Genomic DNA, 26,300 nt, shown 5'->3' with positions numbered 1-26,300 from the left:
CCCAAGCGCCCTACGTGTAGTGGATGGCGCATGCGCGCCGGCAACAAGGTATTAAGCCCCAGCCATGAAACCATCGCTCGTCCTAAAAATGGGCCAGCAACTGACGATGACACCTCAGTTGCAACAGGCCATCCGCCTGCTTCAGCTCTCCACCCTGGACCTCCAGCAGGAAATCCAGGAAGCGCTGGAGTCCAACCCGATGCTCGAACGTCAGGAAGACGGCGAGGACTTCGACAACAGCGACCCGATGGCGGACAACGCCGAGAACAAGCAGGTCGCCGAAGCCCAGGACAACAGTTTCCAGGAAACCTCCAGCAGCAACACGGAAAACCTCGAGGACGGCGAGTGGGCCGAGCGGATCCCCAACGAATTGCCGGTCGACACCGCCTGGGAAGACATCTACCAGACCAGCGCCAGCAGCCTGCCAAGCAACGATGATGACGAATGGGACTTCACCACTCGCACATCGGTGGGCGAGAGCCTGCAAAGCCACCTGCTGTGGCAGCTCAACCTGGCGCCGATGTCCGACACCGACCGCCTGATCGCCGTCACCCTGATCGACAGCATCAACGCCCAGGGCTACCTGGAAGACACCCTCGAAGAAATCTGCGCCGGTTTTGACCCGGAGCTGGACATCGAGCTGGACGAGGTCGAGGCAGTACTGCACCGTATCCAGCAGTTCGAGCCTGCCGGCATTGGCGCCCGCACCCTCGGCGAATGCCTGCTGCTGCAACTGCGCCAGCTGCCGGCCTCGACACCCTGGATGAGCGAGGCACAGCGCCTGGTCACCGACTTCATCGACCTGCTCGGCAGCCGTGACTACAGCCAGCTGATGCGCCGCATGAAGCTCAAGGAAGACGAGCTGCGCCAGATCATCGAACTGGTGCAGAGCCTCAACCCGCGCCCAGGCTCGCAGATCGAGTCCAGTGAACCCGAGTACGTCGTGCCCGACGTCATCGTGCGCAAGGACAGCGAGCGCTGGCTGGTCGAGCTCAACCAGGAGGCAGTGCCGAAGCTGCGCGTCAATCCGCAGTACGCCGGCTTCGTCCGTCGTGCCGACACCAGCGCCGACAACACGTTCATGCGCAATCAGTTGCAGGAAGCGCGCTGGTTCATCAAGAGCCTGCAGAGCCGCAACGAGACGCTGATGAAAGTGGCGACGCAGATCGTCGAACACCAGCGTGGCTTCCTCGACCATGGCGACGAGGCGATGAAACCGCTGGTCCTGCATGACATCGCCGAAGCGGTAGGCATGCATGAATCGACAATTTCCCGGGTAACCACCCAGAAATACATGCACACCCCACGCGGCATCTACGAACTGAAATACTTTTTCTCGAGCCACGTGAGCACCGCCGAAGGCGGCGAATGCTCGTCTACGGCTATCCGCGCGATCATCAAGAAACTGGTGGCTGCGGAAAATCAGAAAAAGCCATTGAGTGACAGCAAGATCGCTGGTTTACTGGAGGCACAAGGCATCCAGGTAGCCCGTCGCACCGTCGCCAAGTATCGCGAGTCGTTGGGGATCGCACCCTCGAGCGAGCGTAAGCGGCTGATGTAGCCCCCGGATGTGCCACAGCGTTTCAGTGGCAGGTGCAACACCTGCCTCTTTATGCACGGGCAACAAAGGAGAAGCTGTATGCAAGTCAACATCAGTGGACAGCATGTAGAAGTCACCCAACCACTGCGCGATTACGTGCTCGAGAAGCTCGCCCGGGTGGAGGGTCATTTCGACAAGATCACCAACGTGACGGTGATCATGAAAGTCGAGAAGCTCCAGCAGAAGATCGAAGCCACGCTCCAGATTCCCGGCGGTGAGGTGGTGGCAAACGCCGAACACCAAGACATGTATGCAGCCATCGATGCCCTGGCCGACAAGCTCGACCGTCAACTGAAAAAGCACAAGGAAAAACAGCAAAGCCTGCTGCAAGGCGCAGCCGCCCGCTGATCCCCCTCATCCATGATCCGACTTGAAACCATCCTGACCCCCGGCCGTTCCCTCGTGAACGTGCCGGGCGGCAGTAAGAAGCGCGCCCTGGAAAAGGTCGCCAACCTGATCGCCGAGCAAGTACCCGAGCTGGAGATGCAAGACGTCTTCGACAGCCTGTGGGCTCGCGAAAAACTGGGCTCCACCGGTTTTGGCAATGGCATCGCCATTCCCCACTGCCGCCTGACAGGTTGCAGCGCGCCTGTCAGCGCCCTGCTGCACCTGGATGCCCCCATCGATTATGATGCCATCGATGGCGCCCCGGTCGACCTGCTGTTTGTCCTGCTGGTCCCGGAAGCCGCCACCGACGCCCACCTTGAACTGCTGCGCCAGATCGCCAGCATGCTCGATCGCAAGGAGGTCCGCGATCGCCTGCGTGCCGCCGACAGCAGCGAGACCCTCTACCAGGTCGTCCTGGACGTACAGAACGAGCACTGAACATGCGCCTGATCATCGTCAGCGGTCGCTCCGGCTCCGGCAAGAGCACCGCCCTCGACGTACTGGAAGACAACGGCTACTACTGCATCGACAACCTGCCCGCCGGGCTGTTGCCGCAGCTGGCCGAAAACGCCTTGATCAACACAGAGCTGTTGCAACCCAAGGTTGCGGTCTCCATCGATGCGCGCAACCTGCCCAGCCATCTGTCACGCTTCCCGCAGTTGCTGGAGGAGGCACGTTCCCGGCATATCCAGTGCGACGTGCTGTACCTGGATGCCGACGAAGACACCCTGCTCAAGCGGTTCTCGGAAACCCGCCGCCGCCACCCACTGACCAACGACAGCCGTTCGCTGGCTGAGGCAATTCGGGTGGAGAGCGAGCTGCTGGGGCCGATTGCCGATCTTGCCGACCTGAAGATCGACACCACCAACCTGAACCTGTACCAGTTGCGTGACTCGATCAAGCTGCGCCTGCTCAACCAGCCCGAGCCCGGCACTGCGTTTCTCGTCGAGTCGTTCGGTTTCAAGCGTGGCATGCCGGTGGACGCCGACCTGGTGTTCGACGTGCGCTGCCTGCCCAATCCGTACTGGAAGCCGGAACTTCGCGAACATTCCGGCCTCGAACAGCCGGTGATCGACTACCTGGCCGCGCAGCCGGACGTCGAGGAGATGTTCCAGGACATTTCCAGCTACCTGCTCAAATGGCTGCCGCGCTTCGCCGCCAGCAACCGTGCCTATGTCACCATCGCCATCGGCTGTACCGGCGGCCACCACCGCTCGGTGTACATTACCGAACGGCTTGGCCAACTGCTCCAGCAATCCCTGAAAAACGTCCAGGTCCGCCACCGCGACCTCTAGCCACAGGATCCGCCCCACGATGCCCGCCCGCGAAATCACCATCATCAACAAGCTGGGCCTGCATGCGCGGGCGGCCGCCAAGTTCGTCGGCGTGGCCGGGCGCTTCCCCTGCCAGGTACGTGTCGGGCGCGCGCCGGACAAGCTGGTGGACGGCAAGAGCATCATGGCGGTGATGATGCTCGCCGCCGGCAAGGGCACCCAGGTGCACCTGCTCACCGAGGGTGAGCAGGACACCGACGCCATGGAAGCGTTGGTCACGTTGATCGAGAACTTCTTCGACGAAGGCGAATGAGCCAGGCGAGGACTGCAAACGGAAACTGGAGCGTGGGATCGGGCTTGCCCAGCGATACCAGTGTCGCCGGTGCGATGCATCGCGGGGCAAGCCCGCTCCCACGCCAATACTGCGATGACTGCTTCGCCAGCAAGGCTGGCTCCAGCAGTTTCTGAACTGCGGCGTCAGGACATCGCCGTGTCCATCACCATCATCAGACAGAACCCGACACACAACCCCAGGCTTGCCAGGCGGTGATGCCCGTTGCTGCGTGACTCTGGAATGATCTCCTGGGTCACCACCAGCAGCATCGCCCCCGCCGCACAGGCCAGGCCCAGCGGCAGCAAAAGTTCGGCGATGTTCACCAGCCAGGCACAGATCACCGCGGCCAGCGGCTCGACCAGCCCCGATGCCGCACCGATCAGGAACGCCTTGAAGCGCGGCATGCCCGCCCCTGCCAGCACCAGCGCGATCACCAGGCCCTCCGGCACATCCTGCAGCGCGATGCCCATGGCCAGGCTATCGGCATCAGGCATTCCGCCACCAGCGGAAACCCCGATGGCCATGCCTTCGGGGATGTTGTGGGCAATGATGGCAATGACGAACAGCCAGATCCTGGCAGCAATCACCGGTTGCTGATCGCTGCCGACCAAAGCCTCCGGTGAGGCGCCTGAAACCTTGAGATCGACCAGAAACAGGCACAGTGCGCCGAACAGCAGGCCGCCACTGATCACACCACCGGCGCCCCATGGGCTGAAGCCAATGGCCTGGGCCGCATCCAGCCCGGGAATGATCAGCGAGAACGCGGTGGCCGCCAACATCACCCCGGCCCCAAAACCGAGCAAGGTGTCGGCCACGGCCACTGGCATGTTGCGGATTACCAACACCGGCACTGCGCCCAAGGCCGTCCCCAATGCGCACAGGGCTCCGCCCTCCAGGGCTCGCAACATGCGCGGTTGCAGGTCCAGCCAGGCGATGCCACGCGACACCAGCAATGCGGTGCCGACCAGCAACAGCACGGTCCCAAGCGCCAGGCGGAACAGGCGCACACTGCTGACAGACATCACCTCGGAGCGCATACCGGTCAGACTCACTTCAGGGCTTCAAGGTAGCGGCGTTCCACTTCGGTCCAGTCGACCACGTTGTAGAAAGCGCCAATGTACTCAGGACGGCGGTTCTGGTACTTCAGGTAATAGGCGTGCTCCCAGACATCCAAGCCGAGGATCGGCGTGTTGCCGTGCATCAGCGGGCTGTCCTGGTTACCGCTGCTCTCCACAACCAGGGTTTTCTGCGGGGTCACGCTGAGCCAGGCCCAGCCACTGCCGAACCGGGTCAGCGCTGCCTTGGTGAAGGCCTCCTTGAACGCCTCGAAACCACCAAGCTGCTGGTCAATGGCCTTGGCTACCTGACCCTCGGGTTGGCCACCGCCCTTGGGCGACATGACGGACCAGAACAACGTGTGGTTGGCATGGCCACCGCCCTGGTTGACCACCGCCCCTTGCAGTTTCTCGGGCAGTTGCTTGACTGCGCCCACCAGTCGCTCCACCGGCCATTCGGCCCATTCGGAGCCCTCGATGGCGGCGTTGAGGTTGTTGATGTAGGTCTGATGGTGCTTGCTGTGGTGGATCTCCATGGTCTGGGTGTCGATGTGCGGTTCCAGCGCATCGTAGGCGTAGGGCAACGCAGGCAAGGTATGTGGCATGTCAATGGACTCCGTAGGCAGGTTTGCGATCCGTGATGTCCGCGAGCGCAACCAGCTCGCTGGCCGCGGGCGCCTGGCGGTTAAGCAGGCGCTCGGTACGCGGGTATTGGCCATACTCGGCGATGAAACTCAGCAGTTCGGTGTAGGTACGCCCGCTGTGGCGCAAGGCCGCGTCGCGCAGGGCCTGGGGAAGGCGCGGATCCTGGCTGGCCTGGAGCAGCCGCTGGTGCGCCGCGCACAGGTAGTCGGCGCTTTCGTGCGGCTGGTTCAGGCGCAGGTGCAGGTCGGCCAGGTTGTGGTGGGCGATGACCAGTGCAGCCACCGCCTCGTCGACGTCATGCCAGCGCTCGAACAGCACCTGGGCCAAGGCCAGTGCTTGCAGGTAGTGCTCCCGGGCGTCGACCAGCTCGCCCAGCTCGAACAGGCGGTTTGCATCTTGGGTGGTGCGTTTCCAATGCTGCATGACGTGCCTCCTGGGTGGCCCGGGTTCAGATGCCGCCGGCGGTAAGTTTTTCCGGGTCCAGCAGTGCTTCGAGCTGGTCCCGCGACAGGTCGGTGTGCTCCAGTGCCACATCGATGATCGGAAGCCCTTGCTTGTAGGCGGTCTTGGCGATCTCGGCGGCCTTCAGGTAGCCGATGATCGGATTCAGCGCGGTGACCAGGATCGGGTTGCGCGACAGCGCCTCCTTGAGCTTGGCCTCGTTGACCTTGAAGCTGGCAATCGCCTTGTCGGCCAGCAAACGGCTGACGTTGGCCATCAGCTCGATGCTCTCCAGCAGGTTGCGGGCGATTACCGGCAACATCACGTTGAGCTCGAAGTTGCCCGACTGGCCGGCCACGGCGATGGTCGCGTCGTTGCCGATCACCTGGGCGGCGACCATGGCGGTGGCCTCCGGGATCACCGGGTTGACCTTGCCCGGCATGATCGAAGAGCCTGGTTGCAGGCCCTGCAGCTCGATTTCACCAAGGCCGGCGAGCGGGCCGGAGTTCATCCAGCGCAGGTCGTTGGCGATCTTCATCAGCGCCACGGCAGCCGTCTTGAGCTGGCCCGACAGCGCCACGGCGGTGTCCTGGGAGCCGATCAGGGCAAACAGGTTCTCGCCAGGGGTGAACTCGACCTGGGTCAGGCCGCTCAACTGGCGGGCAAAGCCTGCGGCGAACTGCGGGTGGGCATTGATCCCGGTGCCCACGGCAGTGCCGCCCTGGGCCAGTGCCTGCAGGCTCGGCAGCGTGGCTTCGATATGCGCCTGGGCACCCTTGATCTGGGCGGCCCAGCCACCAAGCACCTGGCTCATGCGTACCGGCATCGCGTCCATCAAATGGGTGCGGCCAGTCTTCACGTGCTTGTGCACCTCGACTGCCTTGGCCTCGATCACCTGGGTGAGGTGGCGCAAGGCCGGCAGCAGCTGTTCGTGAAGGGCCAGGGCGGCGCTGACGTGAATGGTGGTGGGGATGATGTCGTTGCTGCTCTGGCCACAATTGACGTGGTCATTGGCATTGACCGGCTCGCCCAGCACATGGCTGGCCAGGGTCGCGATGACCTCGTTGGCGTTCATGTTCGAGCTGGTGCCGGAGCCGGTCTGGAAGACGTCCACCGGGAAGTGCTGGATGAAATCCTCGGCGAGCAGCTGTTCCACCGCCTTGACGATGGCCGCGCCCTGCCCTGCGCTGAGCTGTTCCAGCTCGACGTTGGCCTTGGCCGCTGCGGCTTTGGCCAGCAGCAAGGCACGGATGAATTGGGTCGGCATCGGCTTGCCGCTGACCGGGAAGTTGTCGACCGCGCGCTGGGTCTGGGCACCGTACAGGGCCTGGGCCGGCACCTGCAGTTCACCCATGCTGTCGCGCTCGATACGGGTATCACTCATCTTCAAGTCCTTGCATCAGTTCTTCGGGAGAAATCGACGGCAGCAGCACGCAATTGGCGAGCTGCATCGCGTAGGGCTGCCAACGCTGGTTCTGTTCGAGGCGGTCGAGATTGCGCAGGTCGAGCAGCGGACGCCAGGCCTGGTCCAGGCACAGGCAGCGCCAGTGCCAGGGCAGCATGCGATCGTTGGCGGTATCTAGCAGCAGACGCAAGGCGGTCAAGGCCACCGGCCACGGCGAGGTCTCGGTGCAGCACACCAGATAGCGGCCTTCGGCGAGGTAGTGCTCGATCAGGCGTGGCTCGTCGGGTTCCAGCGCGCAACGGATGCGCCGGCTGAGCCAGCGCCAGTTTTCCAGGTAGGGCAGTTCGTGGAGGACGGTTTTCATGAACATCATCGCCGAGTTACTGGATAATGATATTCATTATTAAGTGATAAATAGAATCAGTTCAAGCTAGACAATAGGCAAAATAAACCCGGCGCGAAGGCCGGGTCGTTCGTCACGGAAAATGCTGATGCGTGTGAGTGGGCTTGCCCCGCGATAGCTGCAATGGCCTATCGCGGGGCAAACCCGCTCCCACCCGCCGCGCTGTCAGCTACCCGCGACCGTCATGCGCTCGATCAGCACCGAGCCGCTGTGGATATTGCTACGCGTCTCGATATCGCTGCCAATGGCGACGATCTGCTGGAACATGTCCTTCATGTTGCCGGCAATGGTCACTTCTTGCACGGCGTGCTGGATTTCGCCGTTTTCCACCCAGAAGCCAGCCGCACCCCGCGAGTAGTCGCCGGTCACCATGTTCAGCCCATGGCCCATCAGCTCGGTTACCAGCAGGCCACGGCCCATGCGCCGGATCAGTGCGGCCTGGTCCTCGACGCCGTGGGTGACGAACAGATTGTGCACGCCACCTGAGTTGGCGGTGCTCGGCAAACCCAGCTTGCGCCCCGAATAGGTGCCGAGGATGTACGACACCAGCTCGCCTTTGTCGACGAACGGCTTGGCGTAAGTGGCCAGGCCATCGCCATCGAACGCTGCACTGCCCAGCGCACGCGGGATGTGTGGCCGCTCGTCGAGGGTCAGCCAGGTGGGGAACAGGCGCTGGCCAAGGGTACCCTCGAGGAACGACGACTTGCGGTACAGGTTGCCGCCGGAAATTGCCGACAGGAAGCTGCCGAACAGGCCGCCGGCGAGCTCAGCCGAGAACAGCACCGGCACCTCGCAGGTAGGTACCGGACGGGCACCCAGGCGGCTTGCCGCGCGCTGCGCGGCACGCAAGCCGATGCTACGCGGGTCGGCCAGCAACTGGCCTTGGCGATTGACGTCGTACCAATAGTCACGCTGCATCTGCCCATCGGCTTCGGCGATCATCACGCAGCTCAGGCTGTGACGGGTCGAGGCGTAGCCACCGATAAAACCATGGCTGTTGCCGTACACCCGCACACCCTGATGGGTATTGAGCGTGGTGCCGTCGGCGTTGCTGATGCGCTTGTCGGCATCGAACGCCGCCGCCTCGCAGGCCAGCGCCATCTCGATGGCTTTCTCCGGTTCGATGTCCCAGTCATGGTAGAGGTCCAGGTCGGGGATCTCACGGGCCATCAACGCGGCATCGGCCAGCCCCGAGCAAGTGTCCTCGGAGGTATGTTTCGCGATTGCCAGCGCAGCGGCAACCGTTTCACGGATCGCCTCAGGGCCGCTGGCCGAAGTGCTGGCCGAACCCTTGCGCTGGCCTACGTAAAGGGTGATGCCGAACCCCTGGTCGCGATTGAACTCGACCGTCTCGACTTCGCGCTGGCGCACCGTGGTGGACAGCCCTTGCTCCAGCGACACCGCCACTTCGCAGGCGCTGGCGCCCTGGCGGCGCGCCTCGGCGACAATCGCCTCGACCTGCTCCTGCAACGCCGGCAGGTCCTTGGGGCCTACGCTCTGGACTGCACTCATGGTTTTCTCCACTGAAAATTCTGCGTACGGCTTGGGTCATTCTACGACCGGGCCGGACAAGCGGCCCCCGACTGGTTATCATGGCGGCGATTTCTTGCGGACGGCCCCCATGGTTGATTCTTACGACGACGCCTTCGATGGCGAAAAAAGCAAAACCCAGATCAAGCGCGAGCTGCATGCGCTGGTCGAGCTTGGTGAGCGCCTCACCACTCTCAAGGCCGACACCCTGGCTCGCCTGCCATTGACCGACGAGCTGCGCAAGGCGCTGGACGAGGCCAGCAAGCACACCGCCCACGGCGCTCGCAAGCGCCACATGTCGTTCGTCGGCAAGCTGATGCGCGTACAGGATCTGGACGCCATCCATGCCGTGCTCGAGCAGATCGACAGCTCCAGCCGCCAGTACAACGAGCGTTTCCACGGTCTCGAGCGCTGGCGCGATCGCCTGATCGACGGTAACGACGAAGACCTCGAGCGCTTCGTCAACGAGTTCCCCGACACCGATCGCCAGCATCTGCGCTCGCTGATCCGTCATGCCCAGCATGAAAAGGCGCGGAACAAGCCGCCAGCGGCAGCGCGTAAAGTGTTCAAGTACATCCGCGACCTCGACGAAACCCAGCGCGGCTTGCGCTGAGGCCATCGCGGGGCAAGTCGCATCGGCGCACCACCGTCCCCACGCTCGAAACCGTGGGGGCGGCGGTGCGCCGTGCGACTTGCTCCGCGATTGAACATCACCCACCGGTACCACCGACGGTGATCGCATCCAGCTTCAGGGTCGGCTGGCCAACGCCCACCGGCACCGACTGCCCATCCTTGCCGCACGTGCCCACGCCGCTGTCCAGCGCCAGGTCGTTGCCGACCATCGACACACCGCGCATCGCTTCCGGACCATTGCCGATCAAGGTCGCGCCTTTTACTGGCGCGGTGATCTTGCCGTCCTCGATCAGATAGGCCTCACTGGTGGAGAACACGAACTTGCCGCTGGTGATGTCCACCTGGCCACCGCCAAGGTTGGCGCAGTAGATGCCCTTCTTCACCGAGGCGATGATCTCCTGCGGGTCGCTGTCCCCGGCACGCATGTAGGTGTTGGTCATGCGTGGCATCGGCAGGTGCGCGTAGGATTCGCGCCGGCCATTGCCAGTTACCGCCATGCCCATCAGGCGGGCATTGAGCTTGTCCTGCATGTAGCCCTTGAGGATGCCGTTCTCGATCAGCGTGGTGCACTCGGTTGGCGTGCCTTCGTCATCGACACTGAGCGAGCCGCGACGGCCTTCGAGCGTGCCGTCGTCGACGATAGTGCACAGGCTTGAAGCCACCTTTTCACCGATGCGACCACTGAACGCCGAGCTGCCCTTGCGGTTGAAGTCGCCTTCCAGGCCGTGGCCGACCGCCTCGTGCAGCAGCACGCCCGACCAACCCGGGCCGAGCACCACCGGCAGCGTGCCGGCCGGAGCGGGAATCGCCTCGAGGTTGACCAGCGCCTGGCGCAGCGCCTCACGGGCGTAGCCCATCACCCGCTCTTCACTGAAATAGCGATAGTCGGTGCGCCCACCGCCGCCCTGCCCACCACGTTCGCGACGTCCGTTGTGCTCGACGATCACGCTGACGTTGAAACGCACCAGAGGACGCACGTCGGCGGCCAGGCTGCCATCGGCGGCAGCTACCAGGATGCGCTCCCACACCCCAGCCATGCTCACGCTGACCTGCTGGATGCGCGAGTCGAGGGCACGGGTGGCGGCATCGACGCGCTTGAGCAGCTCGACCTTCTCGGCGCGGGTCAGTACATCCAGGGGGTTGTCAGGCGCGTACAGGGCGGTCACGTCCTGGCTGCGGAAGGCTTGCACAGTGCCGTTCTGCCCGGCGCGGGAGATCGAGCGGGCGGCACGCGCCGCCGACGTCAGGGCTTCAAGGTTGATCGCATTGCTATAGGCAAACCCGGTCTTCTCGCCGGACTGGGCACGCACGCCAACGCCCTGGTCGAGGTTGAAGCTGCCTTCTTTGACGATACCGTCCTCCAGTGCCCAAGTTTCCGAGATCTGGCCCTGGAAATACAGGTCGGCGGCATCAATGCCGGGACCGGCCAACTCGCCCAGCACCGTCTGCAGGCTGTCGAGGGTCAACCCGCCCGGGGCCAGGAGCTGCTCACTGACGGTGGATAACATCTGGCTCATAGTCACTCCGAGGTATGCGCAGGCCGCAAGGCGTCCTGCGAGAAAAAGCGCCGGTGTGTTGTAACCGGCATGCGCGCCCGAATGGACGCCTGTTCTTCGATATCGCGCGTGGCAAGCAACACCGCCTCGCCTCGCGCCTGTTGCGCGACGATCCGCCCCCAGGGATCAACGATCGCCGCCTGGCCGTGGGTTTCCCGAGGCCCCGGATGTACGCCGCCCTGGGCGGCCGCCAGTACATAGCACTGGGTCTCGATGGCCCGTGCGCGAATCAGCACCTCCCAGTGCGCGGCGCCGGTCACCGCGGTGAACGCCGCTGGCGCGCTGATCAGTTCGGCCCCAGCGGCGCGCAAAGCGCTGTACAGCTCGGGGAAGCGCAGGTCGTAGCACACCGACAGGCCCAGGCGGCCCACCGGTGTGTCGGCCACCACTACCCGGCTGCCGTGGGCATAATCGTCCGACTCGCGGTAGCGGCCACGGTTATCGGCCACGTCCACATCGAACAGGTGCAGCTTGTCGTAGCGAGCGGCGATCTCGCCATCCTCGTCGATCAACAGCGAGCAGGCATGAGCCTTGGCCTCAGGCTGACCGGCCGGCGGCAACGGCAAGGTACCCGCGACTATCCATAACCTGTGGTCGCGGGCGGTGCGTTTCAACCATGGCAGGATCGGCCCCTCACCCAGCGCCTCGGCCCGACCAATGACCGCGGCGTCACGCCGGCCCATGGCGGCGAAGTTTTCCGGGAGCACCGCCAGCCGCGCGCCACCAGCGGCAGCCTGCTCGATCAGCACCGTGGCACGTTGCAGGTTGGCCAGCACATCGTCCTGGCTGACCATCTGGATCACTGCTGACGTCATGACCACCCCTGGGTTATTTATCAAAGGGTTTCACAAAGGTGATTTTAGGCTCTTTGACCGGTCCTTCGACGCGATAGTGCACGCTGGCGAAGCGCGCCACCCGATCACCGATCAGGCGATCAACGAGGAACAGCGCGCCACCCACCGCCGGTGCGCCGACAATCAATGCGGCGAGCGGAAGATTGTTGGTCACAGGCAATGTCACCAGCAGGTTGGCATCGACCCGGTCCCGGACAAAATCCATGGTGCCATCAAGCTCGAAGTTGCTCGAGGGCCCGGTGACGGTGATCGGCTTGCGCGTCACGTAGACCCCCTCGCTGGCTACCAGCAAGCCTTTGACCCGATCATAGGCCAGTCCTTTGCTGAAAAGGTCGGAGAAGTCCAGACGCAGGCGTCGGCCAATCGAATTGAAGTTGAGCAGACCGAACACCCGCAAAGCCTGGGCGCTGCCCTCGACCTCCACGAACTGGCCGCTGCGCAGGGCAGCGTCGAGGCTGCCGGAGTACCGATTGAGGCTTACCCAGGCCGGCGAGCCTGGCCAGCGGCCATCCACATCCATGCGGAAATCGCGGCTGGTGACCGTAGGGGCGAAACCCCAGGCCTTGAGGACATCGCCGAGATCCTTGCCGTCGATGCGCCCCTTGTACCAGCTCGAACTACTGCCCGGCTCGCCTTCCCAGCCACCAGTGCCGTCGATATGCAGCCCCTTGAGGTCCAGGTCGATGTCGCTCATCAGCATGCCCCGGGCTCCCTGGCGCAGCTTCAGCGTAGCGCTGCCAAACAGGTCGTCGCCGCGGTACAGTTTGTCGATGGTCAGATCCAGCGCGGGCACCTTGCGCGGATCGACATCAGCCAGGGGGTCAGGCGCATTCTCAGCCTGGGCTTCGTTAGGGTCGGCCGGCGGCAGGCGCAGGCTCTGCAGGCGGATGGACATTGGCGCGGTCTTGGCATCGGGAATACGCGCGTTGCCGATGACCTCCCTGCTGTCCACGCGCAGGTCCCAGGCTGGGCCGCCACGCAGCAGGCGAATCACTGCCTGGTTGAGGTCCATGCCGAATGCCTTGAGCTGGCCGATGCTCAGGTCAACGCTCTGCAAGTTCTGCCGGGCACTGCCGCCCGGATCCTTGCCGGCGAGGCGCTCCATCTGTTGCTGCCAAGGGGCCAGGTCCAGTGTCTCCAGCCGGCCACGCACCCTCAGGCCCTGGCCAGACGGCAAACTGGCCTCGCCTGTGCCCAACAACAGCTCGCCACGGCCCTGGGCCAGCCTGTCCGCAGGAGCGGCATAAGCGAAACGGGCCAGATCTGCGTAGCTGCCATCAATACGCCGTTCGGGGCCCTGCAGGGTCAGGCCGAAGCGGCTGTCGCGCGTCTCCCCGGCAGCTTTGCCAAACGGCGCCGGCAGGTCGATAGCGAGGCCCTTGAGTGATGAATTCACGATCAAGCGGTTATCGCGGCTGCCCAGTGTTACTTGCAACTGATACGGCAGCTCGCCCGAGGCTGGCAGTGGCTGCGTGTACTGCAACCAGTCGGTCAGGGCCTTGAGGGCAACCTGGCCACTGGCATTGATCCGGGTCTGGATCTGGCCCTGCCCTTCGGCGGTGATCTGGGCACTGACCGGTTTGCCGAAGGCGTGCAGGCTGATGTCCTTGCCGCTCAGGCCCTTGTCGATATCGAAGCTGAAGTTGCCCTTCAGCTGGCTCAGCTCCAGGGACGGAGGCGCCACTTTCAAGATGGCGTCGGCAGTCGCGAAATCCACCAGCACCTTGGGCCGCTGCCCGTGAGCCAGAGGAACATCGAGCTTGACCTTGCCTTTGAGCGGCCCCTCGCCCTCCCAGCCGGCGAATATTTCCTCGGTGCCGATAGGCGCTTGCTTGAGGATCTTCAGCCCGTCGCCGAGGCTGCCCGCAAAATCACCCTCCAAAAGCAGGTGGCTGGGCTGTCCACCTTCCACATGAGGGATGTCGACACTGACATCGCTGACCTGGGTGTCCAGCAGCAACCCTTTGTGAGCCTGGATGCGCACGCCGGTATCTTCGATATAGACATTGCCATCGACCTGTTGCACCTGCGGCCAGCCCGGCTGGAAATCCAGCGCCGCGTCATGCACCTTGAAGAACAGGCTGATATCGCGAGCGTGAGGGGGTGCATCATGATGCAGTGACCCCTGGTACTGGAAGTAGCCCTCGTCGACGCTGCCCTTGACGATGGCACTGCGCAGCCATTCGTCCAGAGCGGGGCTTAGCACCTCGGGCAGATACTTGGCGGTGTAGCGCCCGTCGCCCTCGGTGAGGCCTACCCGCAGGTCCATGTAGTCTTCATGGCCCGGCTGCAGGTGGATACGAATCAGAAAGTCCGCGGCAATCTTGCCCTCGTCGCCCAGCACCTTGATATAGGGGGCGACCAGGGTGAAGGCCTCCTTGTCCAGGGTCCAAGTGAGGCGGGCATTGGCTTTAGGGTAATGCCAGGGTTTGCCGAAAATCGGGTACAGGTGCAGCATGAATGCCTGGGTATCCAGGCGTAGCTCGCCTTGCCCGAGGTCACCGCTGATCGCCCCGGTGACATTACCGGCAGCAGGCGCGCCGTGATAGGCATCGAAGCCGACCTTTTCCAGATTGGCGGCGAACTGCAGCCGTTGGTCACCTTCGGCCTTGGGGCGGATGTCCAGGCGCACATTGCGCAGGGCACCCGTCACCTTGAGCGCGTCGACCACCGTCATCAGTTTGTCCGGCAATGGCGCCAGGGCGTCGATCAGCGGCGTCAGCGGTGTCAGGTCGAGCCGGTCAGCCTGCACTTGCCAGCTTTCCTCGGCTGGGCCCTGCCCCGGACGCTGAGCCAGTTGCAGGTGCGACTCCCAACGCGCCTTGCCAAGCGTCATGGCCAGAGAGTCGACAGCGACGTCAAAGCCCTGGTCCTGTCGCTGGAACCAGGCCGACAGCGCCAGGTTGTCCACGGTGATGGCCTTGCGCCCGGTATAGGCCCCCTTGAGCTGCGGAGCATTGAGACGAACCATCGCCCGTTGCAGTTGCCCTTGACTCCAGTCGATCCAGAACTCACCACCGGCACGCAAGGCACTGGCCTGCCATTGGCCTAGCAATCGCGGCGGCAACCAACGCGCCCAGTCGCTCTGCGGCAGGCTGAGATAGGCTTGTACACGTCCGTCGCGCCAGGTCTTGGCTGTGGCGCGGCTGTTCAGGCTCATCGCCAGGGGCTGGCCGTCGGGCAACGTGGCGCGCAGATCAACGCTTTGGCGTGAGGCCCCCGCCTGCACGCCGAGGCTGACGTAGGTAAGGGTCAGGGGATCGCGCTGCCATGGATGCAGGGTGACCTGGCTGTCGAAGACATCGACTCGTCCAAGTTGGCGCAGACGCGTGAGTGCCTGCGCCGGGTCAAGCGGAGCATCTTGCTGCTGCGGCAGGCCTTCAAGGGCCCAGACACCCTCCTGGTTTTCACGCAGGATCAATTGCAGGCCGCTGAGCTGGATCCGCGCCAGACGCACTTCACGCGCCTTGAGACTGGCCCACAGGTCAGGCACCAGCTTGACGTCGTCCAGACGCAACCCTGTGGCCCCCTCGCCCAGTTGCAGGTCGCGCACCCGCAGCATCGGTGCCAGGCCGCTCCAGCGCCCCTCGAGCGCCCCGACGTGCACGGGCATGCCCAAGGCCTGTTCGGCCTTGAGTTCGGCGTCTGCACGGTATTCGGCGACCAGAGGCACCAGTTGCCGACCGAGGCTGACATACAGCGCCACCAGCACCGCCAGCAGGGCGCAGATAACCAGCCCCCAGCGGGTCAAGGCGCTCAGAACGCGGGTCAGACGTTCCATGGCCGAGGCCCTCCAAGTCGTCCCTTAACTATGGCCGGTGTATAGCGCTTTGCCAGCCCATCCATGGGGCGACCGCTGTTAGAAAGGGTCAGAGCAGCACCACATCGTATTGTTCCTGGGAATACATGGACTCCACCTGGAAGCGGATGGTTCGCCCGATGAAAGCTTCAAGTTCGGCGACATTGCCCGACTCTTCGTCGAGCAGGCGGTCCACGACCTTCTGGTTGGCCAGCACACGATAGCCCTCGGCCTGGTAGGCACGGGCTTCCCGAAGAATCTCGCGGAAAATTTCGTAACAGATCGTCTCCGGTGTCTTCAGCTTGCCGCGCCCCTGACACGCCGCGCATGGTTCGCACAGCACCTGCTCAAGACTTTCCCGGGTGCGCTTGCGCGTCATCTGCACCAGGCCCAGCTCGGTGATGCCGATGATGTTGGTCTTGGCGTGATCACGCTCGAGCTGCTTCTCCAAGGTACGCAGGACCTGGCGCTGGTGCTCCTCGTCCTCCATGTCGATGAAGTCGATGATGATGATCCCACCGATGTTGCGCAGGCGCAGTTGCCGGGCAATCGCGGTGGCCGCCTCGAGGTTGGTCTTGAAGATGGTCTCTTCGAGGTTGCGATGACCGACGAACGCACCAGTGTTGACGTCGATGGTGGTCATCGCCTCGGCCGGGTCTACCACCAGATAGCCACCGGACTTGAGGGGTACCTTGCGCTCCAGCGCACGCTGAATCTCGTCTTCCACGCCGTACAGGTCGAAAATCGGCCGCTCGCCAGGGTAATGCTCCAGGCGATCGGCGATTTCCGGCATCAACTCGGCCACGAACTGGGTGGTCTTCTGGAAGGTCTCCCGCGAGTCGATGCGGATCTTCTCGATCTTCGGGTTGACCAGATCACGCAGGGTCCGCAGCGCCAGACCGAGGTCCTCATAGATGACCACGGGCGCTCCGCTGGTCTTGATCTGCGAGCCGATCTGCTCCCACAGGCGGCGCAGGTAGCGGATGTCCTGAAGGATATCCTCGGCACGTGCGCCCTCGGCCGCGGTACGCAGGATGAAGCCACCGGCGTCCTTCATCTCCTCCTGGGCCATGCTGTCGGTGACCACCTGCTTGAGGCGATCACGCTCGGCTTCATCTTCGATCTTGAGGGAGATACCGACATGGCTGCTGCGCGGCATGTAAACCAGGTAGCGGGACGGAATAGACAGCTGAGTGGTCAGGCGAGCGCCCTTGCTGCCTATGGGGTCCTTGGTGACCTGCACTACCAGCGCCTGGCCCTCATGGACCAGTGCGGTGATGGTCTCCACCGCAGACCCTTCGCGCTGGGAAATCTCCGAGGCATGGATGAACGCGGCCCGCTCCAGGCCGATATCGACAAAGGCTGCCTGCATGCCCGGCAACACCCGCACCACCTTGCCTTTGTAGATATTACCGACGATGCCACGGCGCTGGGTGCGCTCTACGTGCACCTCCTGCAGGACTCCGTTCTCCACCACTGCCACGCGTGATTCCATCGGGGTGATGTTGATCAGGATCTCTTCACTCATGGCGCGCTCTCGTCAGTGGTCTGGGGTAATGATGGATTGCTGCGGCGTGGCTGGCTAGCGCTGTGCGGAACCCTCTTGCAGTTGCCAACATGGCACGCCGAATTGCTCGAGCAGTTCGGCGGTTTCACTCAGGGGCAGCCCGACCACGGCCGAGTAGCTGCCCTCGATGCCGCTGACGAACACCGCGCCCAAGCCCTGGATCGCATAGCCACCGGCCTTGTCGAGCGGTTCGCCGCTGTCCCAGTAGCGCAGCGCCTCTTCGAAAGAGATGGTGCGAAAGCGCACGGTGGTGCTGACGCAGCGGCTGATACTGCGCTGGCCATCGGTCAGCGCAACGGCGGTAAGCACCTGGTGTTCGCGCTTGGAAAGGTCGCCAAGCATGGCCAACGCCTGCTCACGTTCCTCCGGCTTGCCAAGGATCTGGCCATCGAGCACCACGGTGGTGTCGGCGCCCAGTACCACCCCTGCGCCATCGGTGTGGGCGAAGCCCGCAACCGCCTTTGCCTGGGCCAGGCGCTCGACGTAGGCCGCCGGCGCTTCGCCCGGCAACGGGGTTTCATCGATGGGCGCGCTGACCACTGTGAACGGCACACCAATCTGGGTCAGCAGTTCACGGCGGCGTGGCGAGCCGGAGGCCAGGTACAGCTGGGTCATGTGGACATCTCCCTGTCAGTGGCGGCGCGTCAGTGGATATGCAGACGATGGCGCAGGCCGCGCAGGGCAAAGCTGACCCACGGCCAGAGCAAGGCGCTGATCACCGCCGACCAGACCAGGGCCAGGGTCGGCAGGCGATTACCGGTCAGCGCGCTGAGCCACAGCTGGATCAGTTGGGCGATACCGAAGATCACCAGGATCACCAGGCTCTGCTGCCACATGGGGAACATGCGCAGGCGCTGCTGCAATGACAGCACCAGGAACGTGATCAAGGTAAGGATCAGGGCGTTCTGGCCGAGCAGGGTGCCATACAGCACATCCTCGGCCAAACCCAGCAGGAACGCGGTGGTCATACCGACCTTGCCCGGTACCGCAAGGGTCCAAAAGGCCAGCAACAGGGCCAGCCACATCGGCCGGAACACTTCCATGAACTGCGGCATGGGCGAAACGCTGAGCAACAGGCCAATGGCGAAGGTCAGCCAGATGGCCCAGCCGTTTCTGCTACGGGTGCTGGCCATTATTGTCTCCGGGGTTGGGCGGGCGCGGCGGCCGGTTGGGCCGGCGCCGTGCCTGCAGCCGGCGCTGGGGTCGCGGAGGGCGAACCAGGTGGTTGCTGGGGGGCGCCAGCCGGTACCGCGGGAGCTGGCGCGGCCGGCACCTGGTTGTGGCTGGCCCCCTGGCGATCAGCTTCTTCCTGAGCGATCGCGGCCTCGGTGGCGCGCTCCTCGGGCGTGCGCCGGTCGCTGAACACCAGCAGCATATAGCGACTGCGGTTGAGCGCGGCGGTGGGGATGGCACGGACAATGGCGAAAGGCTGTCCGGAGTCATGAATCACTTCATTGACCGTCGCCACCGGATAGCCGGCCGGAAAGCGCTGGCCCATGCCGGAGCTGACCAGCAGGTCACCTTCCTTGATGTCGGCGGTGTCGGCCACGTGGCGCAGCTCCAGGCGCTCCGGGTTACCCGTGCCACTGGCGATGGCGCGCAGGCCGTTGCGGTTGACCTGCACCGGGATGCTGTGGGTGGTGTCGGTGAGCAGCAGCACCCGCGAGGTGTAAGGCATCAGCTCGACCACCTGGCCCATCAGGCCACGGGCATCGAGCACAGGCTGGCCGAGGAACACGCCATCGCGCTCGCCCTTGTTGATCAGGATACGGTGGGTGAACGGATTGGGATCGACACCTATCAGCTCGGCAACTTCGACCTTCTCGTTGACCAGCGCCGAAGAGTTGAGCAGCTCACGCAGGCGCACGTTCTGCTCGGTCAAGGCGGCCAGCTTCTGCAGGCGCCCCTGCAGCAGCAGGGCCTCGGTCTTGAGTTTCTCGTTCTCGGCGATCAGTTCGGTGCGACTGCCGAACTGGCCAGCCACGCCCTGCCACGTGCGCTGCGGCAGATCGGTGATCCAGTAGGATTCCATCAGCACCAGGCCCATCTGACTGCGCACTGGCTTGAGCAGGTCGAAGCGCGAGTCGACCACCATCAGCGCGACCGACAGCACGACCAGCACGAGCAGGCGAACGCCCAGCGAGGGGCCCTTGGAGAAAAGCGGTTTAATGGGCCGTTCCTCGTGGACGACTCAGGAGGTCATTGGACATGGGGCAATGCACCGGCCTGCTGCGGATTGACGGAAAAGGCGCCCGGGCGGGCGCCAGCACAGCGCTTACAGGTAGCACTGTGCGTGCCACCTGTAAACCTGGACATACACTACTGCTTCAGCGATCACTCGCTGGAGAGGAGGTCCATGGCGTGCTTGTCCATCATCTCCAGGGCACGGCCACCGCCGCGGGCGACGCAGGTCAGCGGGTCTTCGGCGACGATCACCGGCAGGCCGGTTTCCTGGGCTAGCAGCTTGTCCAGGTCGCGCAGCAGCGCGCCACCACCGGTCAGCACCAGGCCGCGCTCGGCGATGTCCGAGGCCAGCTCCGGCGGCGACTGCTCCAGGGCGCTCTTGACCGCCTGGACGATGGTCGCCAGCGATTCTTGCAGCGCCTCGAGCACTTCGTTGGAATTCAGGGTGAAAGCACGCGGCACGCCTTCGGCCAGGTTGCGGCCACGGACGTCGACTTCGCGCACTTCGCCGCCCGGGTAGGCGGTACCGATTTCCTGCTTGATGCGCTCGGCGGTGGATTCGCCGATCAGGCTGCCGTAGTTGCGGCGCACGTAGGTGACGATGGCTTCGTCGAAGCGGTCGCCGCCGACGCGCACGGATTCGGCGTAGACCACGCCGTTGAGCGAGATCAGGGCGATCTCGGTGGTACCGCCACCGATATCGACGACCATCGAGCCGCGGGCCTCTTCGACCGGCAGGCCGGCACCGATGGCGGCGGCCATGGGTTCTTCGATCAGGAATACTTCACGGGCACCGGCACCGAGGGCCGATTCACGGATGGCGCGGCGCTCGACCTGGGTCGACTTGCACGGCACGCAGATCAGCACACGAGGGCTGGGCTGCAGGAAGCTGTTCTCATGCACCTTGTTGATGAAGTACTGCAGCATCTTTTCGCAAACGCTGAAGTCGGCGATCACGCCGTCCTTCATCGGACGAATGGCAGCAATGTTGCCGGGGGTGCGGCCCAGCATGCGCTTGGCTTCGGTACCGACTGCGACGACGCTTTTCTGGTTGCCGTGGGTACGGATGGCAACAACCGAGGGCTCATTCAGGACGATACCGCGCTCACGCACGTAGATAAGGGTGTTGGCAGTACCCAGGTCGATGGACAGATCGCTGGAAAACATGCCACGCAGTTTCTTGAACATGGGAAAGTGACCCTGGGGAAAGCGTGGGTAAAAAAGTGCGGCAAACTCTAACAATGGCAGGGATTTTGGGCAAGGAGCCAATATGTTAAATTGGTTGTTTTTCCGAGCATGCCTGCCGATGTTCGCGGCCCTTTGACCGCCAGAATGCCGGCATGTTCCTCATCTGCGGACCCATTCCGTTTTTCGTTTCCCTGGAGATCCCCATGGCGCTTCAACGCTCCGACGTGGAAAAGATCGCCCATCTGGCCCGCCTGGGCCTGAATGAAGGCGAATTGCCACGCATCACCGATGCCTTGAACAGTATTCTCGGGCTGGTCGACCAGATGCAAGCCGTCGACACCTCTGGCATCGAGCCCCTCGCCCACCCGCTGGAAGCCACCCAGCGCCTGCGCCCCGACCAGGTCACCGAAAGCAACCAGCGCGACCGCTACCAGGCCGTCGCCCCGTCGACCGAAAACGGTCTGTACCTGGTTCCGAAAGTCATCGATTAAGGGATAGCGCCTGCCATGCATCAACTCACTCTGGCCGAAATCGCCCGCGGTCTCGCCGACAAGTCGTTCTCCTCGGAAGAACTGACCGGTGCCCTGCTGTCGCGCATCAAGCAGCTCGACCCGCAGCTCAACAGCTTCATCACCGTCACCCAAGCACAGGCCCTGGACCAGGCGCGCGCCGCCGACGCCCGCCGTGCCTCTGGTGAGACCGGCGCGCTGCTCGGTGCGCCGATCGCCCACAAGGACCTGTTCTGCACCAACGGCGTGCGCACCAGCTGCGGCTCGAAGATGCTCGACAGCTTCACCGCCCCGTACGACGCCACCGTGGTCGCCAAGCTGGCCGAAGCCGGCATGGTCACCCTGGGCAAGACCAACATGGACGAATTCGCCATGGGCTCGGCCAACGAGTCCAGCCACTACGGCGCGGTGAAGAACCCGTGGAACCTCGAGCACGTGCCCGGCGGTTCCTCCGGCGGCTCGGCCGCCGCCGTGGCCGCGCGCCTGCTGCCGGCCACCACCGGTACCGACACTGGTGGTTCGATCCGCCAGCCGGCAGCCTTCACCAACCTGACCGGCCTCAAGCCGACCTATGGCCGCGTATCGCGCTGGGGCATGATCGCCTACGCCTCGAGCCTCGACCAGGGCGGCCCGCTGGCCCGTACCGCCGAAGACTGCGCCCTGCTGCTGCAGGGCATGGCCGGCTTCGACGCCAAGGACTCTACCTCGGTCGACGAGCCGGTACCGGACTTCAGCGCCAACCTGAACGCCTCGCTGCAAGGCCTGCGCATCGGCCTGCCGAAGGAATACTTCGGCGCCGGCCTCGACCCGCGCATCGCCGACCTGGTTCAGGCCAGCGTCAAGGAGCTGGAAAAGCTCGGCGCGGTGGTCAAGGAAATCAGCCTGCCGAACATGCAGCATGCCATCCCGGCGTACTACGTGATCGCCCCGGCGGAAGCCTCCTCCAACCTGTCGCGCTTCGACGGCGTGCGCTTCGGTCATCGCTGTGAAGATCCGAAAGATCTGACCGACCTGTACAAACGCTCCCGTGGCGAAGGCTTCGGCGCGGAAGTGCAACGCCGCATCATGGTCGGCACCTACGCCCTGTCGGCCGGCTACTACGACGCCTACTACGTCAAGGCGCAACAGATCCGCCGCCTGATCAAGAACGACTTCATGGCCGCGTTCGCCGACGTCGACGTGATCCTCGGCCCGACCACGCCGAACCCGGCCTGGAAACTTGGCGCCAAGAGCAGCGATCCGGTCGCCGCCTACCTCGAAGACGTCTACACCATCACCGCCAACCTGGCCGGCCTGCCGGGCCTGTCGATGCCAGCCGGCTTCGTCGACGGCCTGCCGGTGGGCGTGCAACTGCTGGCCCCGTACTTCCAGGAAGGCCGCCTGCTCAACATCGCGCACCGTTACCAGCAAGTCACCGACTGGCACACCCGCGCCCCCAACGGCTTCTGAGGAGTTCACACATGCAATGGGAAGTTGTGATCGGGCTGGAGATTCATACCCAGCTCGCCACCCAGTCGAAGATCTTCTCCGGCAGCGCCACCACCTTCGGCTCCGAGCCGAACACCCAGGCCAGCCTGGTCGACCTGGGGATGCCTGGCGTGCTGCCGGTGCTCAACCAGGAGGCCGTGCGCATGGCGTGCATGTTTGGCCTGGCGATCGATGCCGAGATCGGGCCGCGCAACGTGTTCGCGCGCAAGAACTACTTCTACCCCGACCTGCCCAAGGGCTACCAGATCAGCCAGATGGACCTGCCGATCGTCGGCAAGGGCCACCTGGACATCGCCCTGGAAGACGGCACCATCAAGCGCATCGGCGTGACCCGCGCGCACCTTGAAGAAGATGCCGGCAAGAGCCTGCACGAAGACTTCAACGGCGCCACCGGCATCGACCTGAACCGCGCCGGCACCCCGCTGCTGGAGATCGTCTCCGAACCGGACATGCGCAGCGCCAAGGAAGCCGTGGCCTACGTCAAGGCCATCCACGCCCTGGTGCGCTACCTGGGCATCTGCGATGGCAACATGGCCGAAGGTTCGCTGCGCTGCGACTGCAACGTGTCGATCCGGCCGAAGGGCCAGACCGAGTTCGGCACCCGCTGCGAGATCAAGAACGTCAACTCGTTCCGCTTCATCGAACGTGCGATCAACAGCGAGATCCAGCGCCAGATCGACCTGATCGAGGACGGCGGCAAGGTGGTGCAGGAAACCCGCCTGTACGACCCGAACAAGGACGAGACCCGCTCCATGCGCAGCAAGGAGGAAGCCAACGACTACCGTTACTTCCCCGACCCGGACCTGCTGCCGGTGGTCATCGAGCCAGGCTTCCTCGACAGCGTGCGCGCCGCCCTGCCGGAGCTGCCACCACAGAAGGTCGAGCGCTTCCAGAGCCAGTACGGCCTGTCGGCCTATGACGCCAACGTGCTGGCCTCCAGCCGAGAGCAGGCCGACTACTTCGAACAGGTGGTGAAGATCGGCGGCGATGCCAAGCTGGCCGCCAACTGGGTGATGGTGGAACTGGGCAGCCTGCTGAACAAGCTCGGCGTCGAGATCGACCAGTCGCCGGTCAGTGCCGAATACCTCGGCGGCATGCTGCTGCGCATCCGTGACAACACCATCAGCGGCAAGATTGCCAAGACCGTGTTCGAGGCCATGGCCGCCGGCGAAGGCGATGCCGACAGCATCATCGAAAGCCGCGGCCTCAAGCAGGTCACCGATACCGGCGCGATCGACAAGATGCTCGACGAGATGCTCGCCGCCAACGCCGAACAGGTCGAACAATACCGCGCCGCCGATGAAGCCAAGCGCGGCAAGATGTTCGGCTTTTTCGTCGGCCAGGCGATGAAAGCGTCGAAAGGCAAGGCCAACCCGGGGCAAGTGAACCAATTGCTCAAGGCCAAGCTCGAAGGGTGACCCCAATCGCGGTGCAAGTCGCATCGGCGCACCGCCGCTCCCACGATCTGTCGTGGGAGCGGGCTTGCCCCGCGATCGTCTGCGGCAACACCGGAGTGTCCGACTTGCTAAAACGATCCCTCACCACCCTCACCCTCTTCTCCGTCCTGGCCGGCTGCGCCAGCCACGACATCGACCCCCGCGGTTACAACGAAACCGGCACCGCCTCCTATTACGGTTCACGCCACCATGGCAAACGCACTGCCAGCGGCGAGCCCTTCAACCAGCATGGCCTCACCGCCGCCCACCGCAGCCTGCCCTTTGGCAGCCGTGTGCTGGTCACCAACCTGGCCAACCAGCGCAGCGTTGTGGTACGCATCAACGACCGTGGCCCGCACACCCGCGGCCGGCTGATCGACCTTTCACGCGCAGCCGCAGAAAAAATCGACATGCTCCGTAGCGGAACCGCGCGAGTCCGGGTACAAGGTCTGAGCGATTGACCTGACTGGAGCCCTCGCCATTTTCGACCTGGCCACCCTCCCCGCCTTCAGCCTGCTGCAACTGGGCCTGGGCCTGCAGCTGATGATCTTTGGTGCCGAGCTACTGGTACGCGCCGCTCTGCGCCTGGCCAGCCGCCTGCACGTGCGCCCTCTGATCATTGGCCTGAGCCTGGTCGCCTTCGGCAGTACGGCGCCACAGCTGACCGTGAGCCTGCAAGCCGCCTACCAGGGCGCGCCGGATGTCGCTGTGGGCAGCGTCGTGGGCAGCAACATCTTCAACGTGCTGGTGATCCTGGGCCTTGCCGCACTGATCATTCCGCTGCGTGTGTCACGCCAGCTGGTGCGCCTGGATATCCCATTGATGATCCTCGCCAGCGCCCTGGTATACCTGCTCGCGCTCAACGGTGAACTGGGGCGGCTCGAAGGCGGCCTGCTACTGCTCGGGTTGACCGGTTACCTGGCCATGCTCTGGCATCAGTCGCGCCACTACGCCCGCACCTACCCGGCGCCATGCACCAAGCACGCCAGCCCGCTGCGCTTCTGGAGCGGGGCACTGCTGCAGATTCTCCTGGGGCTGGGGCTGCTGAGCCTGGCGGGTTACCTGGTACTGGAGGCAGCCGTCGAGGTGGCGACCGACCTGGGCCTGTCCGAACGCATCATCGGCCTGACCGTGGTTGCGGTATGCACCTCGCTGCCGGAACTGGCCGCCGCGCTGATCGCGGCCCTGCGTGGCGAACGGGAGATCGCCGTGGGCACGGTGATCGGCAGCAACCTATTCAACCTGCTGGCGGTGCTGGGGCTGACGGCAGTGACCGCACCCGCTCCCTTGTCGATTTCACCCAATGCACTGGACTTCGACCTGCCGGTGATGCTCGGCGTCGCCGCGCTGTGCCTGCCAGTATTCTATTCAGGCTACCGGGTAACCCGCGCCGAAGGCCTGGTATTCCTGTGTCTTTACCTGGCCTACGGCCTGCACGTGGTGACCTTCACCACCGGCCTGCCATTGGCCGGACGCCTCGAACAACTGATGCTGTTCTATGTAATGCCGGTGCTCGGGGTCGTGCTGCTTTACACGACGATCCGCGCCTGGCGCCGCCAACACTAAGGAAAACAACATGGCCGACACGAAACAGACGGGTGAACGTATTCGCCGCCAGGTGATGGGCGATGCGTTCGTCGATCGCGCCCTGGGCAACGCAACGGCGTTCACCCAACCGCTGCAGGACTTCGTCAACGAACATGCATGGGGCAGCGTCTGGGCCCGCGACGGGTTGCCGCTGAAGACCCGCAGCCTGATCACCCTGGCCACTCTGACCGCGCTCAAGTGCCCGCAGGAACTCAAGGGCCACGTACGTGGGGCGTTGAACAATGGCTGCACGGTCGAGGAGATTCGCGAGGCGTTGCTGCATTGCGCGGTGTATGCAGGGGTGCCGGCGGCGATCGATGCGTTTCGCGCGGCGCAGGAAGTGATCGACAGCTATCAGGCGAGTACCGCGGATTAAACGGCGAAACGCCAGAGGCTCATGGAGATCCCCTGGCGCCCGTCAAGAC

At 64.1% G+C, this 26,300-nt stretch carries 26 protein-coding genes; 12 read left to right on the top strand and 14 right to left on the bottom strand.

Annotation, left to right across the window (positions count from 1 at the left end):
* Positions 1-64: 64 nt before the first annotated feature.
* The 5 genes from LU688_RS04840 to LU688_RS04820 all read left to right on the top strand — a co-directional run bounded on the left by LU688_RS04840 (position 65) and on the right by LU688_RS04820 (position 3,574).
* The gene (locus LU688_RS04840; protein ID WP_160291261.1) at positions 65-1,561 is read left to right on the top strand and encodes an RNA polymerase factor sigma-54; all 1,497 of its coding nucleotides are present in this window, start codon (positions 65-67) and stop codon (positions 1,559-1,561) included.
* 78 nt (positions 1,562-1,639) lie between these two features.
* A complete protein-coding gene (gene hpf / locus LU688_RS04835; protein WP_023629086.1) occupies positions 1,640-1,948 on the top strand; it encodes a ribosome hibernation-promoting factor, HPF/YfiA family in 309 nt (102 codons plus the stop codon).
* Positions 1,949-1,960: 12 nt separating this feature from the next.
* The gene (gene ptsN, locus LU688_RS04830) at positions 1,961-2,425 is read left to right on the top strand and encodes a PTS IIA-like nitrogen regulatory protein PtsN (RefSeq protein WP_023629087.1); all 465 of its coding nucleotides are present in this window, start codon (positions 1,961-1,963) and stop codon (positions 2,423-2,425) included.
* Between the two features lie 2 nt (positions 2,426-2,427).
* Positions 2,428-3,282, top strand: coding sequence for an RNase adapter RapZ (rapZ, locus tag LU688_RS04825; RefSeq protein WP_023629088.1), 855 nt, complete (start codon positions 2,428-2,430; stop codon positions 3,280-3,282).
* Positions 3,283-3,301: 19 nt separating this feature from the next.
* Entirely contained in the window at positions 3,302-3,574 is a 273-nt protein-coding gene (locus LU688_RS04820) for an HPr family phosphocarrier protein (RefSeq protein WP_023629089.1), read from the top strand.
* Between the two features lie 164 nt (positions 3,575-3,738).
* Here the strand turns inward: LU688_RS04820 and LU688_RS04815 are convergent, their stop codons facing one another.
* The 6 genes from LU688_RS04815 to pmbA all read right to left on the bottom strand — a co-directional run bounded on the left by LU688_RS04815 (position 3,739) and on the right by pmbA (position 9,056).
* Positions 3,739-4,632, bottom strand: a complete 894-nt coding sequence (locus tag LU688_RS04815) for a ZIP family metal transporter (protein WP_094010361.1) — start codon at positions 4,630-4,632, stop codon at positions 3,739-3,741.
* An 11-nt stretch (positions 4,633-4,643) separates the two neighbouring features.
* The gene (locus tag LU688_RS04810) at positions 4,644-5,255 is read right to left on the bottom strand and encodes a superoxide dismutase (RefSeq protein WP_023629090.1); all 612 of its coding nucleotides are present in this window, start codon (positions 5,253-5,255) and stop codon (positions 4,644-4,646) included.
* 1 nt (position 5,256) lies between these two features.
* Entirely contained in the window at positions 5,257-5,718 is a 462-nt protein-coding gene (locus LU688_RS04805) for a DUF2753 family protein (RefSeq protein WP_094010202.1), read from the bottom strand.
* Positions 5,719-5,743: 25 nt separating this feature from the next.
* Entirely contained in the window at positions 5,744-7,120 is a 1,377-nt protein-coding gene (locus LU688_RS04800) for a class II fumarate hydratase (protein WP_104444471.1), read from the bottom strand.
* Positions 7,113-7,514: a FagA protein gene (locus LU688_RS04795; RefSeq protein ID WP_160291262.1), complete on the bottom strand. Its 402-nt coding sequence runs from the start codon at positions 7,512-7,514 to the stop codon at positions 7,113-7,115. The genes LU688_RS04800 and LU688_RS04795 overlap by 8 nt, the downstream gene beginning before the upstream one ends.
* A gap of 195 nt (positions 7,515-7,709) precedes the next feature.
* Positions 7,710-9,056, bottom strand: coding sequence for a metalloprotease PmbA (gene pmbA, locus LU688_RS04790; protein ID WP_038707428.1), 1,347 nt, complete (start codon positions 9,054-9,056; stop codon positions 7,710-7,712).
* Between the two features lie 109 nt (positions 9,057-9,165).
* Here pmbA and yjgA point away from each other — a divergent pair, with 109 nt between their 5' ends.
* On the top strand, positions 9,166-9,687 hold the full coding sequence (yjgA, locus tag LU688_RS04785; protein WP_023632090.1) for a ribosome biogenesis factor YjgA: 522 nt from the start codon (positions 9,166-9,168) through the stop codon (positions 9,685-9,687).
* A gap of 97 nt (positions 9,688-9,784) precedes the next feature.
* Here the strand turns inward: yjgA and tldD are convergent, their stop codons facing one another.
* The 8 genes from tldD to mreB form a co-directional block, all read right to left on the bottom strand.
* Complete coding sequence (tldD, locus tag LU688_RS04780; RefSeq protein WP_094010204.1) at positions 9,785-11,224, bottom strand: metalloprotease TldD; 1,440 nt, start codon at positions 11,222-11,224, stop codon at positions 9,785-9,787.
* 2 nt (positions 11,225-11,226) lie between these two features.
* Entirely contained in the window at positions 11,227-12,078 is an 852-nt protein-coding gene (locus LU688_RS04775; protein ID WP_104444473.1) for a carbon-nitrogen hydrolase family protein, read from the bottom strand.
* Positions 12,079-12,091: 13 nt separating this feature from the next.
* The gene (locus LU688_RS04770; RefSeq protein ID WP_094010206.1) at positions 12,092-15,898 is read right to left on the bottom strand and encodes a YhdP family protein; all 3,807 of its coding nucleotides are present in this window, start codon (positions 15,896-15,898) and stop codon (positions 12,092-12,094) included.
* An 88-nt stretch (positions 15,899-15,986) separates the two neighbouring features.
* Positions 15,987-17,444 (bottom strand): ribonuclease G, encoded by a 1,458-nt coding sequence (gene rng, locus LU688_RS04765; RefSeq protein WP_023630855.1) that lies wholly within the window; start codon positions 17,442-17,444, stop codon positions 15,987-15,989.
* 54 nt (positions 17,445-17,498) lie between these two features.
* A complete protein-coding gene (locus LU688_RS04760; RefSeq protein WP_104444475.1) occupies positions 17,499-18,098 on the bottom strand; it encodes a Maf family protein in 600 nt (199 codons plus the stop codon).
* A 29-nt stretch (positions 18,099-18,127) separates the two neighbouring features.
* Entirely contained in the window at positions 18,128-18,616 is a 489-nt protein-coding gene (gene mreD, locus LU688_RS04755; protein ID WP_023630854.1) for a rod shape-determining protein MreD, read from the bottom strand.
* On the bottom strand, positions 18,616-19,605 hold the full coding sequence (gene mreC, locus LU688_RS04750) for a rod shape-determining protein MreC (RefSeq protein ID WP_232888049.1): 990 nt from the start codon (positions 19,603-19,605) through the stop codon (positions 18,616-18,618). Before mreC ends, mreD begins: the two co-directional genes overlap by 1 nt.
* Positions 19,606-19,817: 212 nt before the next feature.
* Positions 19,818-20,855 carry a rod shape-determining protein MreB gene (gene mreB / locus LU688_RS04745; protein WP_003255163.1) on the bottom strand — a complete coding sequence of 346 codons (1,038 nt, stop codon included), beginning with the start codon at positions 20,853-20,855 and terminating at the stop codon, positions 19,818-19,820.
* 203 nt (positions 20,856-21,058) lie between these two features.
* Here mreB and gatC point away from each other — a divergent pair, with 203 nt between their 5' ends.
* The 6 genes from gatC (at position 21,059) to LU688_RS04715 (ending at position 26,251) form a co-directional block, all read left to right on the top strand.
* Positions 21,059-21,346: an Asp-tRNA(Asn)/Glu-tRNA(Gln) amidotransferase subunit GatC gene (gene gatC / locus LU688_RS04740; protein WP_023631156.1), complete on the top strand. Its 288-nt coding sequence runs from the start codon at positions 21,059-21,061 to the stop codon at positions 21,344-21,346.
* Between the two features lie 15 nt (positions 21,347-21,361).
* Positions 21,362-22,813 (top strand): Asp-tRNA(Asn)/Glu-tRNA(Gln) amidotransferase subunit GatA, encoded by a 1,452-nt coding sequence (gene gatA, locus LU688_RS04735; RefSeq protein WP_094010210.1) that lies wholly within the window; start codon positions 21,362-21,364, stop codon positions 22,811-22,813.
* An 11-nt stretch (positions 22,814-22,824) separates the two neighbouring features.
* Positions 22,825-24,270, top strand: a complete 1,446-nt coding sequence (gene gatB / locus LU688_RS04730; protein WP_094010211.1) for an Asp-tRNA(Asn)/Glu-tRNA(Gln) amidotransferase subunit GatB — start codon at positions 22,825-22,827, stop codon at positions 24,268-24,270.
* Positions 24,271-24,374: 104 nt separating this feature from the next.
* A complete protein-coding gene (locus LU688_RS04725) occupies positions 24,375-24,749 on the top strand; it encodes a septal ring lytic transglycosylase RlpA family protein (RefSeq protein WP_031315376.1) in 375 nt (124 codons plus the stop codon).
* A gap of 61 nt (positions 24,750-24,810) precedes the next feature.
* Positions 24,811-25,854, top strand: a complete 1,044-nt coding sequence (locus tag LU688_RS04720; RefSeq protein WP_160291263.1) for a calcium/sodium antiporter — start codon at positions 24,811-24,813, stop codon at positions 25,852-25,854.
* A gap of 10 nt (positions 25,855-25,864) precedes the next feature.
* Positions 25,865-26,251 (top strand): carboxymuconolactone decarboxylase family protein, encoded by a 387-nt coding sequence (locus LU688_RS04715; protein ID WP_023629763.1) that lies wholly within the window; start codon positions 25,865-25,867, stop codon positions 26,249-26,251.
* Positions 26,252-26,300 lie beyond the last annotated feature (49 nt).

The sequence above is a fragment of the Pseudomonas soli genome (assembly GCF_021283165.2).
GTDB lineage: Bacteria > Pseudomonadota > Gammaproteobacteria > Pseudomonadales > Pseudomonadaceae > Aquipseudomonas > Aquipseudomonas soli.
Note: the sequence above shows the minus strand (reverse complement) of the source record. Positions and strands in the feature narration are given on the sequence as shown.